Annotated in this window: 9 protein-coding genes and 2 pseudogenes; all 11 read left to right on the top strand. The window is 64.9% G+C overall.

From position 1 onward, the window contains the following. Positions 1-116: 116 nt before the first annotated feature. The 11 genes and pseudogenes from ACNJ7E_RS02190 to ACNJ7E_RS02240 all read left to right on the top strand — a co-directional run bounded on the left by ACNJ7E_RS02190 (position 117) and on the right by ACNJ7E_RS02240 (position 13,681). Entirely contained in the window at positions 117-1,061 is a 945-nt protein-coding gene (locus ACNJ7E_RS02190; RefSeq protein ID WP_016881608.1) for an alpha/beta fold hydrolase, read from the top strand. 4 nt (positions 1,062-1,065) lie between these two features. Further along, positions 1,066-2,994 carry a 2-oxoacid:acceptor oxidoreductase subunit alpha gene (locus ACNJ7E_RS02195; protein WP_016881607.1) on the top strand — a complete coding sequence of 643 codons (1,929 nt, stop codon included), beginning with the start codon at positions 1,066-1,068 and terminating at the stop codon, positions 2,992-2,994. Between the two features lie 36 nt (positions 2,995-3,030). Further along, positions 3,031-4,104 (top strand): 2-oxoacid:ferredoxin oxidoreductase subunit beta, encoded by a 1,074-nt coding sequence (locus ACNJ7E_RS02200; RefSeq protein ID WP_418338978.1) that lies wholly within the window; start codon positions 3,031-3,033, stop codon positions 4,102-4,104. Between the two features lie 64 nt (positions 4,105-4,168). After that, entirely contained in the window at positions 4,169-4,753 is a 585-nt protein-coding gene (locus ACNJ7E_RS02205) for a flavin reductase family protein (RefSeq protein WP_029538728.1), read from the top strand. A gap of 8 nt (positions 4,754-4,761) precedes the next feature. Beyond that, positions 4,762-5,937 (top strand): acyl-CoA dehydrogenase family protein, encoded by a 1,176-nt coding sequence (locus ACNJ7E_RS02210; RefSeq protein ID WP_016881604.1) that lies wholly within the window; start codon positions 4,762-4,764, stop codon positions 5,935-5,937. A gap of 16 nt (positions 5,938-5,953) precedes the next feature. Continuing rightward, entirely contained in the window at positions 5,954-6,871 is a 918-nt protein-coding gene (locus ACNJ7E_RS02215; RefSeq protein ID WP_016881603.1) for an LLM class F420-dependent oxidoreductase, read from the top strand. Positions 6,872-6,974: 103 nt separating this feature from the next. Then, on the top strand, positions 6,975-7,622 hold the full coding sequence (locus ACNJ7E_RS02220; RefSeq protein ID WP_029538724.1) for a PaaI family thioesterase: 648 nt from the start codon (positions 6,975-6,977) through the stop codon (positions 7,620-7,622). Then, positions 7,619-8,548 carry an LLM class flavin-dependent oxidoreductase gene (locus tag ACNJ7E_RS02225; protein ID WP_016881601.1) on the top strand — a complete coding sequence of 310 codons (930 nt, stop codon included), beginning with the start codon at positions 7,619-7,621 and terminating at the stop codon, positions 8,546-8,548. The genes ACNJ7E_RS02220 and ACNJ7E_RS02225 overlap by 4 nt, the downstream gene beginning before the upstream one ends. After that, positions 8,545-9,531, top strand: a pseudogene (gene fgd / locus ACNJ7E_RS02230) (glucose-6-phosphate dehydrogenase (coenzyme-F420)); the annotation flags it as partial. The gene ACNJ7E_RS02225 and the pseudogene fgd, both read left to right, overlap by 4 nt. A gap of 106 nt (positions 9,532-9,637) precedes the next feature. Beyond that, entirely contained in the window at positions 9,638-10,048 is a 411-nt protein-coding gene (locus ACNJ7E_RS02235) for a WhiB family transcriptional regulator (RefSeq protein ID WP_016881599.1), read from the top strand. Positions 10,049-10,385: 337 nt separating this feature from the next. Next, a pseudogene (locus ACNJ7E_RS02240) lies at positions 10,386-13,681 on the top strand (protein kinase domain-containing protein). Positions 13,682-13,956: the final 275 nt, after the last annotated feature.

Consider the following 13,956-nt stretch of genomic DNA (forward strand, 5'->3'; position numbering starts at 1 on the left):
AAAGTAAGGGAACGGCAGCCCGGGCGGGTGGGTACCTCGAGTCCTCGCCCGGGCCGCCGAGACAAACTCCCGGTGTGGCCCCACGCGCGGTGCAGCCCACGAGAAAGGCGGTTCGGATGGAGCTCGACGTAGAGCCTTCGGATGTTCCGGAAACGCTGAGCATCCAGGGGGCGGGGCTTCGACTCTCGGCAGACCGGTGGAAAAGGTCCGGTGCCAGCGGAAAACCTGCTGGCATCGTCCTCCTGTTGCACGGCGGCGGCCAGACGAGGCACTCGTGGCGTCGAACCGGTGAACGCCTGGCGGCAGCCGGCTGGATCGCGTACGCCGTCGACCTCCGCGGCCACGGCGACAGCGAGTGGGACGAATCCGGCAACTACGGCATGTCGATCATGACGGAAGATGTCCGTCTAACTGTCCAGCATGTCAGAAATGAACACGGTGACCTTCCGGTGGCTCTGGTCGGCGCCTCCCTCGGCGGCAAGGTGTCGTTGATCGCGATCGGTGAGGATTTCGAGCTCGCACAGGCTCTGGTGCTCGTCGACATCGCGGTACGTGTCGAGGTGGCGGGCGGACAGCGGGTCCGGCAGTTCATGAGGAGCGCACCCGACGGCTTCGGCTCCCTCGAGGAAGCCTCCGCGGCGGTCTCCGCGTACAACCCGCGCCGCCGGTCCTCCGGCAACCTCGAAGGCCTGAAGAAGAACCTCCGGCTGCGCGACGGTCGCTGGCACTGGCACTGGGATCCCCGCGTCATGTTCAACGACGATGCGGGCTCCCACCCCGATACGCCGGTCAGCGCAGTCATCTACGAACGTTCGCGCCGGGCGGCACGCAACATCACCTGTCCCGTCCTGCTGGTGCGCGGCAAGGAGTCCGACGTCGTATCCGACGAGGGCGTCGCGGAGATGCGCGAACTGATCCCGCACGCCCACGTCGTCGACGTCAGGGACGCCGGCCACATGGTGGCCGGCGACGACAACGACATCTTCACCGCGAGCTTGCTCGGGTACCTCGACCAGTCGATACGGGCTCTGGCCTCGGAATCGGCGAAGGGAAATCGGTAGTCAGATGGAATCCACGACGCAATCGGCGACCGGGCCGGTCACCAAACTCGAACAGGTCGTCATCCGGATCGCCGGCGACTCCGGCGACGGCATGCAACTGGCGGGCGACCAGTTCACGGCCGAGGCAGCCGCTTTCGGGAACGATCTCGCCACGCAGCCGAACTTTCCGGCCGAGATCAGGGCACCACAGGGAACACTTCCCGGTGTATCGAGCTTTCAGATCCAGATCGCCGAGTACGACATCCTCACCGCGGGTGACCGCCCGGACGTCCTCGTCGCGATGAACCCGGCCGCGCTGAAGGCGAACATCGGCGACCTGCCTCGCGGTGGCACACTGATCGTCAACAGCGACGAGTTCACCAAGCGGAACCTGTCGAAGGTCGGGTACGACGGCGACCCCCTCGAGACCGCCGAGTTCGAGGACTACCAGATTCACGAGATCGCCATGGCCACCCTCACATTGGGTGCCGTGGAATCGGTCGGGCTGGGCAAGAAGGACGCCGAGCGGTCGAAGAACATGTTCGCACTCGGAGTCCTGTCCTGGATGTACGGACGGCCCCTCGCCGCCATCGAGGAGTTTCTGGGCAGCAAGTTCGCCAAGAAACCGGACATCGCGAAGGCCAACGTCCTGGCCCTGCGGGCCGGGTGGAACTACGGCGAGACCACCGAATCGTTCGCCACGAGCTTCGAGGTGGCGCCGGCGACGCTGCCCGCCGGAACCTACCGGCAGGTCACGGGCAACACCGCCCTGGCCTACGGGTTGCTGGCAGCAGGCCGGACGTCCGGCATGGACCTCTTCCTCGGTACGTATCCGATCACGCCGGCCTCGGACATTCTGCACGAGCTCAGCAAGCACAAGCACTTCGGCGTCGTCACATTCCAGGCCGAGGACGAGATCTCCGGTATCGGCGCGGCGCTCGGTGCGTCCTACGGGGGTGCCCTGGGCGTGACGAGCACATCGGGTCCCGGACTCGCCCTCAAGTCCGAGGCGATCGGGCTGGCCGTCATGACGGAACTGCCGTTGGTCATCGTCGACGTGCAACGAGGTGGACCCTCGACCGGGCTGCCGACGAAAACCGAACAGTCCGACCTCCTGCAGGCCCTGTACGGCCGCAACGGGGAATCCCCGGTGGCGGTGATTGCGCCGCAGTCGCCCGCCGACTGCTTCGATGCCGCCCTCGAGGCCGCGCGGATCGCCGTCACCTACCGCACCCCCGTTCTCGTACTGTCCGACGGTGCCATCGCGAACGGCTCGGAACCGTGGAGTATCCCGGACGTCGGTGCGCTACCTCCGATCGATCCGGCGTTCGCCGTCACCGGGCACGGTGGTGGCGCCGACGGCGGCTACCTGCCCTACGCCCGTGACCCGCAGACGCTCGCCCGCGACTGGGCTGTTCCCGGTAGCGCCGGTCTCGAGCACCGGATCGGCGGACTCGAGAAGGAAAACGGCAGCGGCGACATCTCGTACACCGATGTCAACCACGAACTGATGACCCGGATTCGGGCGGCGAAGATCGCCGGCATCGAGGTTCCCGATCTGATCGTGGACGATCCCGACGGTGACGCCGACGTGCTGGTCATCGGCTGGGGCTCGTCCTACGGCCCCATCGGTGAAGCCGTCCGGCGAATGCGCCGTGGCGGCAACAAGATCGCTCGTGCGCACCTGCGACACCTGAATCCGATGCCGACGAACCTCGCCGAGGTGTTGACCGGGTACCGGCGTGTCCTGGTCCCCGAGATGAACCTCGGCCAGTTGTCGATGCTGCTGCGCGCCCGGTTCGACGCCGACATCCAGCCCGTCACCAAGGTGTCGGGGATGGCGTTCCGGGCGGACGAGCTACACGAAGCGTTTCTCCAGGAATTCGGCGGCACCCTCGCCGCCTCCGAATCGGCCAAGACCCCGGCCGCCCGCGCGGCCGTGGTCACGCGCTAGCTCTGCGACCCACAGTTCTTCGATTGGAGCTCTCCCATGACCAGTGTCATCCCGTCCGATCTTCGTGGATTCGAACTGGGGCTCAGTGCCCTCGACACCGTCCCGAAGTCGGAGGTGCCGATGAAGGCGAAGGACTTCGCGTCCACGCAGGAGGTGCGCTGGTGCCCCGGTTGTGGCGACTATGTGATCCTGGCAACCGTCAAGAGCATGCTTCCGCAATTGGGACTCAAGCGGGAGAACATCGCGTTCATCTCGGGCATCGGCTGCTCCTCCCGCTTCCCGTACTACCTGGAGACCTACGGGGTGCACTCCATCCACGGCCGGGCACCGACCCTCGCGACCGGCCTGTCGGTCACCCGTCCCGACCTGTCGATCTGGGTGGTCACCGGTGACGGCGACGCGATGTCGATCGGCGGCAACCATCTGATCCACGCCCTTCGCCGCAACGTGAACATGCGAGTCCTCATGTTCAACAACAGGATCTACGGCCTCACCAAGGGGCAGTACTCACCGACCTCGGAAGTCGGCAAGATCACCAAGTCCACACCGATGGGATCGGTCGACGCGCCGTTCAACACCATGTCCCTCACCGTCGGCGCCGAAGCCACCTTCGTCGCCCGGGCCCTCGATTCGGACCGTGCCGGCCTCACGGAGGTGCTGATGGCCGCCGCCCGCCACCGCGGGACGGCATTCGTCGAGATCCTGCAGGACTGCCCGATCTTCAACGACGGATCGTTCGACGCCCTCCGCAAGGAAGAAGCGGCAAAACGACTGATCCCGCTGCGGCACGGTGATCCGATCACGTTCGGTGACGACGGCGAACTGTGCGTCGTACGACGAGGTTTCGGATTGCAGGTGGCGAATGCCGGTGATGTCGCACCACACGACATCGTGATCCACGACGCCCACACCGACGACCCCGAGTACGCCTACGCGCTCTCGCGTCTGTCGGATCAGAGTCTGAACTACACCGTCACCGGCATCATCCGTTCGGTGACACGCCCCACCTACGACGACGCAGTCCGGAACCAGGTGGCGGCGGCGAGATCGACCGGGGGTGCAGACCTGCAGGCCACCCTCAACGGCCACAACACGTGGACCATCGACTGAACTCAGGCTCCACATTCGCTGGTTCGGATCACCGACCAACACACCCGAGATGAAGGAACACACCATGACTGTCGACAACGATGCGGCCAACAAAGTACTTGCCGGTTTGCGCCCCTTTCCGGTTGCCATCACCACCATCGACGGTGGCTTCGGTAACGGCCTGATGTCTCTCTCGGCGGGTTCTGCAAGCATCATTCCCGAAGCTCCCCGCGCCACGATCAGCTTGACCAAGTACAACAAGACACACGACATGGTGTCGAACTCCGGCATCTTCGTCATGCACATGCTCAGCGCCGAGGACGAGCAGCTGGAGAAGTCCCTCGAGATCCTGATGACGCTGGGCGGCAGTTCTGGCCGTGACGGGGACAAGCTCTCGAAGCTGCGCACCAAGACCGGAGTCACCGGAGCCCCGATCCTGCTCGACGCGCACAGCTACGTCGAGGCCCGCATCGTCGGCACGCTCGACGTCCAGGAGAGCTCGATCTTCGTCGGTGATGTCGTCGCAGCCGAAATCTTGAATCCCGGCCAGCGCTTGAAGATCAACGAGGCCTGGGGCAAGCTCCCCGAAGAGTGGATCGCGCAGTACGACGCGAACCACGAGCCGCAGCTCGCCAACGCCCGCGCACGACGCTTCGGCCAGAAGGTCTAGGAACGGACGTGACCACTGTCGAACAGTCCTCCGTCACCGGCGCCTGGGAACTGCCCGAGGAGTTCCGCATGCTGCGGGACACCGTGCGCAGATTCATGGAGTCCGAAGTGCATCCCCTCGAGGCGACCCTGCCGCACGACGCGGCAGGGCTGCCCCGTGAACAACTGATTCCGTTGCAGGAGAAGGCGCGGTCGCTCGGGTTGTGGGCGATGCAGACGCCGGAGGAGTTCGGTGGTGCCGGGCTCAGCGTCCTGGGGCAGGTCGTCGTGGCAGAGGAGGCCGCGAAATGCCGTATGGGTGCGTTCTTCCCGGCGTTGGGTGCGTTCGGTGGCAATCCGCCGAACGTGATGTACAAGGCGACGGAAGAGCAGTTCCGCAAGTACGCACAACCGATCATCGACGGCACGGCAACCAAGGCCTATACGTCGATCAGTGAGGCGTCCGGGGGATCGGATCCCGCACGGGCGATCAAGCTCAAGGCAGTCCGCAACGGCGACCACTACGTGCTCAACGGGAGCAAGATGTGGACCAGTCACGCCGAGAAGGCAGACTGGGGCGTCGTCTACGCCAGGACCGGGGAAGGCCGGAGTGGCATCTCCTGTTTCATCGTGGAGAAGGACACTCCGGGGATGTCGTTTCACCGTATCGGGGTGATGGCGTCGTTCGCCCCGTACGAGCTGCATTTCGACGACGTGCACATCCCCGTCGACAACCTGATCGGCGAGGAGGGTAGAGGGTTCGCCCTCGCCTCCGACTTTCTGGTGCACGGCCGGATCATTTACGCAGCCGGTCCCATCGGCATTGCCCAGACGGCCCTCGACATGGCGTGCCGGTGGGCGAAGGACCGGGAGGTGTTCGGCGGCACACTCGCCGACAAGCAGGGTATCCAGTGGATGCTCGTCGACTGCGAAGTGGAACTGCGGGCCGCGCGACTGCTGATGTACCAGGCGGCGTGGAATGCGGATCTCGGCAAGGACGTGCGCACCGACGCTTCCGTGTCCAAGATGTACGGCACCGAGGTGGCGTACAAGGTGATCGACCGGTGCATCCAGATCCACGGCGCTCTCGGGCTCTCCGACGAACTGCCACTCGAGCGGTGGTTTCGCGACCTGCGCGTGAAACGGCTGGGCGAGGGCGCCACCGAGGTCCAACGGGTGGTCATAGCCCGTGACCTGCTGAAGTGAAGGGGAACCCAGGGACATGGATCTGAAATTCAATCTGATGTTCCCGATGCGTGCGGTGAAGCACTACCCGCAGTGGATCGGCGACAGCAGTCTCGGGCAGCTCGCCAAGCACGTCGAGGATGCGGGGTTCGACGGCTTCGCGATGAGTGAGCACCCGTACCCGGACAAGAAGTGGCTGGCCAACGGTGGTCACCACGCCTTCGACCCGTTCGTCGCATTGAGTATGGCAGCGGAGGCAACGACACGGATCCGACTCATCACCTACGTGATGGTGGCCGCGTATCGCAGCCCCTACCTCGGGGCCAAATCGGCAGCGAGCCTCGACCTGTTGTCGGGTGGACGGTTCACCCTCGGCATGGCCGCGGGCTATCTCGAGACCGAGTTCAACGCGCTGGGAGCAGATTTCGCCCGGCGCGGGAAGTTGCTGGACGAGGCGATCGCCGCGATGCGCTCCACGTGGGTGGGCGAAGATCACGACGGTCCGGAGTTCGGATGCAGCGACCACCTCTCGCTCCCGCTGCCGGCGCAGCCGGGGGGACCACCGATCTGGATCGGGGGCAACAGCAAGGCAGCCCGACGTCGCGTCGTCGAATCGGCGGACGGATGGATGCCGATGGCGCAGTCCGCGCAAATGGCGGAGATCACGAGAACTCCGCCGCTCGAAGACATCGGCAGCCTCCGCGAGATGATCTCCGCGCAGAACAAGAAGCGGGCCGAAGCCGGTAAATCGTCCATCGACGTCTCGTTCGTGCCCTTCGAGAAGGAACTGCAGCAGTCCGGCGATTCGACCGCATTCTGCGACGCGCTCGCACCGCGGTTGAGCGCCTACGCGGACGCCGGCGTCACCTGGATCACGATCGAGCCATCGAGCCGTAGCTTCGACGACTTCGAGCGCGACATCGCGATGATGAGCGAACGGCTGATCAGCCGATAGACCCGGCGGTGTCCCCGGCACGAAAATCGAGCGGACCCGCGCGTTCCGACGGAGCGCGCGGGCCTCCGCTTCCCACGATCAGGAGCGAGACGAAGGAGTCACAGTGCCCAAATCGACTGTGCCGAGTGAAGAATACGTGACGACGTCCCCCTATCAACCGGGCGAGTGGGCGCGAGACGTGGCGGAGGAAATGCCGGGGAGCCGCGAGTTCGGTGAGCTCGTCGAGACGTTCCGTGAACTGCAATCCGCACTGTGTGCAGCAGCGCCTTCGGTCGAACTCATGGCGCAGTTGAACCGGCAGTTCCGCGATGCGACGGAGCGGCTGACCGAGTTCCGGGTGCCCGAACTCGAACGCTACCCCCGCCGGCCCGATCTGACCGGCCGGGGACATCCGGTGCTGATCCCGTACACGGTCCAGGAACTACGCGACCGGACCATGGTCGCGGTCGTCGAGTTCACCGACGCCCAATTGGGCGGAAACGGTGCCGTCCACGGCGGCACCATCCCGCTACTGTTCGACGATCTGCTCGGGATCTTCGTGAGTATCAAGGGACAGCCGGGATCGCGGACGGCGTTCCTGAAGGTGAACTATCGGAAGATCACCCCCATCCACCGGAAGTTGCGAGTCGAAGCATCCATCGACCGGATAGACGGCCGCAAGACGTGGATCACGGGGCGCCTCCTCGACGGCGACGAACTGCTGGCCGACGCCGAAGCGTTGTTCCTGCGACTGCTACCCGGGCAGCCGTGACGGCCGACGTACGCCACCGGATGGGTGACCTGCAGTTCGGCGTCTACGTTCCCCAGTTCAAGATGGATGTGACCTCCGTACTCGCGACCGCGACGGTGGTGGAAGAGTGCGGGTTCGATTCCTTCTGGCTGATGGACCACCTCTACGCGCCGGGCGCTCCTCCGTGCGACATGCTCGAAAGCTGGACTCTGCTGACGGCAGTCGCGGCTGTGACGTCGCGGATACGACTCGGCCACCTCGTCGGATGCAATCCGCTCCGGCATCCCGCGCTGCTCGCGAAAATGGCGGCCACCTTGGACCAGATCAGTGGGGGGCGGCTCGATCTGGGACTGGGCTGGGGCTCCGTCGAGGCTGAATTGTCCGCGTTCGGATTTCCGCTCGGATCCAAACGTGAGCGCTCGGAAGCGCTGGGGGAGACTCTCGAGATCCTGGAACTGATGTTCACCGGCGAGCCCTTCGACTACGAGGGTCGGCAGTTCCAGCTGCACAATGCATTCGGACTTCCACGTCCCGTGCACGGCCGGATTCCCATTCACATCGGCGGTGGTGGCCCGACGCTGACCATGCCGCTGGTCGCCCGGTACGCCGACTGGTGGAACTGCGTCGGGGGAGCGCGGAACAGACTCGAGGAACTGTCCGAGCTGAAAGGTCGAGCACGGATCTCCGCCCAGTACGCCGTCGGAATGGCAGCGGACGAATCGGACGTCGAACACGTGGCAGCACTGACTGCGCGGCGGATGCCGGTACCTGCGTGGGGAGCCGCCCTCGTCGGCACTACCGCGCAGCTGGTCGAGCAGTTTCAGCGGGAACACGAACGCGGAGTGGAACTATTCGTCCTCCGGTTCCACGACTTCGCCGCCGCAGACACCCTCAGGCGATTCGCGGGTGAGGTTCTGGAACCACTCAAAGCATTGGTAGAGGCATGATGATGAAGTTGGGTTACAAGGCGTCCGCGGAGCAGTTCGGTCCGCGGGAGTTGGTGGAGTTGGGTGTGCTGGCGGAGCGGCACGGGATGGATTCGGCGACGGTGTCGGATCATTTTCAGCCGTGGCGGCACGAGGGCGGGCATGCGCCGTTCTCGCTGGCGTGGATGACGGCGGTGGGGGAGCGGACGGAGCGGTTGCAGTTGGGGACGTCGGTGATGACGCCGACGTTCCGGTACAACCCGGCGGTGGTGGCGCAGGCGTTCGCGACGATGGGTTGTCTGTATCCGGGGCGGATCATGCTCGGTGTCGGTACCGGCGAGGCGCTGAACGAGATCGCGACCGGTTTTGCCGGGGAGTGGCCGGAATTCAAGGAGCGGTTCGCGCGCCTGCGGGAGGCGGTCCGGTTGATGCGGGAACTCTGGCTCGGTGACCGGGTGGATTTCGAGGGCGAGTACTTCAACACGAAGGGGGCGTCGATCTACGACGTGCCCGAGGGCGGGATCCCGGTGTACATCGCTGCGGGTGGTCCGGTGGTGGCCCGGTACGCCGGTCGCAGTGGTGACGGGTTCATCTGCACGTCCGGTAAGGGGATGGAGTTGTACACGGAGAAGTTGATGCCTGCGGTCGCGGAGGGGGCGGCCAAGGCCGAGCGGGATGTCGCGGAGATCGACAAGATGATCGAGATCAAGATTTCGTACGACACGGATCCGGAGTTGGCGCTCGAGAACACGCGGTTCTGGGCGCCGTTGTCGTTGACGCCGGAGCAGAAGCATTCGATCGAGGATCCGATCGAGATGGAGAAGGCGGCGGATGCGTTGCCGATCGAGCAGGTCGCGAAGCGGTGGATCGTGGCGTCGGATCCGGACGAGGCGGTGGCGCAGATCCGCCCGTACCTCGACGCCGGGTTGAACCACCTCGTCTTCCACGCTCCCGGGCACGACCAGAAGCGGTTCCTGGAACTCTTCGAGCGGGACCTGGCCCCCGCCTCCGTGAAGTTTCTTCTCCGCCGAGACCGGATGCAAACTCGAACGCTTCGTACACTACGGGCCAGTCAGTTCCCGGCATCCGGGCAGTCACGAAGGAATAGGGATGCCAGCAAAGCTACTGAAACTACCTACGCCGATCTCCGAGGTGTGGGACTGGCAGTTGTCCGCTGCATGTCGTGGCACCGACACGACAATCTTCTACCATCCGGACAACGAACGCGGCGAAGCACGGGCGGAGCGGATACGTGCCGCCAAACTGATCTGCGATCGCTGTCCAGTGCGAGCGGCATGCCTGAACCACGCGTTGGAAACGGCCGAACCCCACGGCACTTGGGGAGGTTTCACTGAGGAAGAACGCAAGGAATGGCGACTCCAGAAAACGTTCCGAAGGCAGCTCGCCCGATGGCCGACGAATCAACGCCCCACTGCCGCGCAGTACCGGGAGGATTCTCCTACCAAAGCGCATCGTTGCATCCTGATACAGCTCGAACCTCGAGACTCGAGCCTGCGATGACCGGACCGGGTAACGAGTGTCGTAGTTGCAAGCGGCACGACTGCGTGGATCGTCTCGACTCGTATGACGTTGACGAGCGGGATCGGATTGAGTTCGAGCGGTGGACATATCTCTGTCAGGCGCAAACATAGCGAGCGGTGCTGTCTGCTTCGCGACAGACCGAGTGCGACCCGGACGGGCAGTCCCGGACGGCTGAACTCCCCGACGGATCGAGGTTGAGAGAACGACGAGACAGGGCCGAGGCATCGGGTGGCGGCGTTACCCTGAGAACACAGGTTCTCACGGTGAGTATGCGCGGCGTCGAGCGTCGCGGATCGGATGGATCGCTGGATAGCTGATGGCCGAAGATGATGATCCACTCGTAACTCAACGCAACGTGGGCGCAGCGGTCGCTGCGCAGCTAGGGGCAGAAGGGTTCGAGAACGCCGAGGAGATCGGGCGTGGCGGGTTCGGCGTAGTCTACCGCTGCACTCAGCCGGACATGGACCGTATCGTCGCAGTGAAGGTGCTCACCGCAGACCTCGACGAGGTAAATCGAGCGCGATTCCTCCGGGAACAGCGGGCGATGGGCAGGCTGAGCGGACACCCGAATATCGTCAACGTGCTGCAAGTCGGCGTCACCGAGTGCGGTCTCCACTACATTGCAATGCAGTATCACACGCAGGACTCGCTGGATGCGCGAATCCGCCGACACGGGCCGCTCCCGATCTACGAGACGCTGCGGCTGGGGGTGAAGATGGCCGGAGCGGTGGAGACCGCTCACCGGCTCGGGATCTTGCACCGTGACATCAAGCCCGCAAATATTCTGCTCACCGACTACCGAGATCCGGCATTGAGTGACTTCGGGATCGCACACATCTCCGGCGGATTCGAGACCGGCACCGGCACAGTGACCGGCTCGCCGGCGTTCACAGCCCCAGAGGTGCTCCGTGGCGATCCGCCGAGTCGGGCATCGGACGTATACGGACTCGGCGCCTCGCTGTTCAGCGCCCTGACCGGTCATGCTGCCTTCGAGCGACGCAGCGGCGAGCAGGTGGTGGCCCAGTTCCTGCGGATTACCACCCAGCCGGTACCGGACCTACGCGAGCACGGAATCGACGACGACGTGTCAGCGGCGATCGGACGCGCGATGGCCGCAAATCCTCGGGACCGGCCCTCGGCTGCTGAGCTCGGTGACGAACTGCGGCGGATCCAGCGGCGCCACGGCTTCCCCGTCGACGAGATGTCTCTGCACTCCGAATCAGGCGCACAGCAGCAATCACCGGTTCCAGACGATTCACCGTTTGCCAAGCACATTACGTTGGCGCACCGCCAACCGACGTCACATGCTTCTCGGGGCGCCAAGGGAAACCTTCCCGTCGAGCTCACCAGCTTCGTCGGGCGTCGGAGTGAACTGACGGACACCAAAGCGATGCTGTCGGACTCCCATCTTGTGACGCTGACCGGGATCGGCGGTGTCGGCAAGACCCGTCTGGCCTTGCGGGTGGCCGAGAATATGCGACGTGAGTTCGATGACGGAGTATGGCTGGTCGAGTTGGGAGAGCTGTCCGATGGCACGTCGTTGAGCGAGGTCGTGGCCGCCGCGCTCGGGTTGCGTGAACAGGCGGGGACACCGTTGCACGAGGTATTGCTGGAGTTCCTGGCCTCCCGGGAATTGCTGCTGGTTCTCGACAACTGCGAGCAGATCGTGGACGCGGCGGCCGGGCTGGTCGAGACCCTGTTGCGCGCCTGCCGAGGGGTGCGGGTCCTCGCCACGAGTCGTGAACCCCTGGGGATCGGCGGGGAGGCGGCGCTGCGAGTACCGCCACTGACGGTGCCCGATCCGGATCGGCAGTCGACGCTGCAGGGCCTACCCCGCTACGACGCGGTCACCCTGTTCGTCGACCGCGCCGCGATCGCCGTCCGGGGATTCGAGCTCACCGACACCAACAAGGATACAGTCGCCCGAATCTGCCACCGACTGGACGGGTTGCCGCTACCGATCGAGCTGGCGGCGGCTCGGCTGCGGGCGATGTCCCCCGAGCAGATCCTGGCGCGGCTCACCGATCGTTATGCACTGCTGACTCGAGGCAGCCGGGTGGCGCCCTCACGGCAGCAAACTCTCCGGCTGTGTATCGACTGGAGCTACGAGCTGTGCGCACCGGATGAGCAGGCGGTGTGGTCGAGGTTGGCGGTGTTCGCCGGAAGCTTCGAACTCGACGCCGCCGAACAGATCGGCGGTCGCGGCCTGAATCCGGAAAATCTCCTCGACCTGGTGACCTCACTGGTGGACAAGTCGATACTGATCCGCGAAGAAGCCGGCACCGTTGTCCGGTTCCGGATGCTCGAGACTCTGCGCGACTACGGTCGCATGCAATTGCAGGAGAGCGGTGAGTACGACCAATTTCGCAGGCAGCACCGGGATTGGTACGAGAAGTTGGCACTTGCGGCGGAAGACGAGTGGATAAGCTCGAGGCAGTTGGATTGGATCGCCCGGCTCGGGCGGGAGCAGGCGAATTTGAGAGAGGCGCTGGAGTTCTGCGCGACCGACAGTCCCGAGACCGGACTGCGTCTCGCCGCCGCCCTGTTCCCCTTCTGGATCTCGCAGAGCTGGTACAGCGAGGGACGGCGTTGGCTCGACCGTCTCCTGGTCAGCGCTCCGAGGCTGCCTACCCGCGAAAGAGTCAAGGGGCTGTACGCGGACAGCGTGCTGGCCGAACTGCAGGGCGACATTTCGGTGGGAACCGCACTCGTGGCGGAGGGGCGCGCACTGGCCGAACAGTCGACCGACCCGTTGGTCCGCGCACTCGTGGCCTATTCCGACGGAATGCTCGCGCTCTTCAGCGGGAATCTCGGTCGTGCACCTGCGCTCCTGCACAGTGCCCTCGCGACTTTCACCAGCCGCAAGAACCATCCACTGCACATCGGGGCCCTACACATGCTCGGGATAGCCCACGAACTCCTCGGCGAACTGAGCAGGCAATCGAGTGCTACGAGCAGGTCCGCGCAACCACGGAAGCGCGCGGTGAATCGATGTACCGCGCGTACGCGCTGTGGGGTATGGGCGTTGCAGTGTGGCGGCAGGGTGACGCGGTTCGGGCGGCACGGCTACTCGGACAGTCGCTGCGTCTGGCGCGGCAGGTGAACAGCCCAAGAACCGTCGCCACCTGCCTCGAAGGCCTCGGCTGGCTCGCCGCAGGCGAGAATGACGCGCATCGCGCGATCGTCCTGATCGCAGCGGCCGAAGCCCTCGGGCACTCCATCGGCAGCGCCGGAGTCGTGTTCCCGACGATGCTCGCTCACCATGAGCAGTGCGAGCAATCGAGTCGTCGGACTCTCGGGGAGCGAGCATACGAGGCGGCCCGCCGGGAGGGCCGGTCCCTGGGGCTCGAAGCCGCCATTGCCTATGCTCTCGGCGAGCCTGCGCCAACTTCCCCGGCCTCCGCGGAAACGTCGCCGAAGCTGACCAAGCGAGAGCGTCAGGTCGCCGACCTGGTCGCCGAGGGTCTGACCAACAAGGAGATCGCAGCTCGACTCGTGATCTCGCCGCGCACAGCTCAGGGACACGTGGAGCATGTACTGGCCAAACTCGGATTCACCTCCCGCGCAAAGATTGCCGCGTGGGTCGTGGAACAGGCGGGAAGTGAGCACTGAGGCGGCCTCGGTCGATCGTCGCCAGGGTTTCCTTCGAATTGGTGGCCCGGGCGCTGATCAGCCGGGAGACTTCTGGCCTTGCCCCCAATCCTTTCATCGAATGTGAGGAGCAGCCGAGGGTCGTTGGGATCTGCTCGACCCGACTGACTCGGCCTTCGAGGTTGTAGTCCCGAAGTTCTTGGGGTCGACGTCGGGCTCGGCCGAGTTCTGGTGCGAGATCACCGCGGCCTAGTTGGCATATTGCTCGTTGTCGGAACTTTGAAAAGGGCTTCCTG

Origin of the sequence: Rhodococcus mengyinensis (genome assembly GCF_048381435.1) — a bacterium.
Taxonomy (GTDB): domain Bacteria; phylum Actinomycetota; class Actinomycetes; order Mycobacteriales; family Mycobacteriaceae; genus Rhodococcus_F; species Rhodococcus_F opacus_D.

Excerpts from the sequence above, each read along its gene's own strand:
- ACNJ7E_RS02235 (WP_016881599.1), top strand. The coding sequence starts at position 9,638 with ATGCCAGCAAAGCTACTGAAACTACCTACGCCGATCTCCGAGGTGTGG.
- ACNJ7E_RS02195 (WP_016881607.1), top strand. The coding sequence starts at position 1,066 with ATGGAATCCACGACGCAATCGGCGACCGGGCCGGTCACCAAACTCGAA.
- ACNJ7E_RS02200 (WP_418338978.1), top strand. The coding sequence starts at position 3,031 with ATGACCAGTGTCATCCCGTCCGATCTTCGTGGATTCGAACTGGGGCTC.
- ACNJ7E_RS02205 (WP_029538728.1), top strand. The coding sequence starts at position 4,169 with ATGACTGTCGACAACGATGCGGCCAACAAAGTACTTGCCGGTTTGCGC.
- ACNJ7E_RS02215 (WP_016881603.1), top strand. The coding sequence starts at position 5,954 with ATGGATCTGAAATTCAATCTGATGTTCCCGATGCGTGCGGTGAAGCAC.
- ACNJ7E_RS02190 (WP_016881608.1), top strand. The coding sequence starts at position 117 with ATGGAGCTCGACGTAGAGCCTTCGGATGTTCCGGAAACGCTGAGCATC.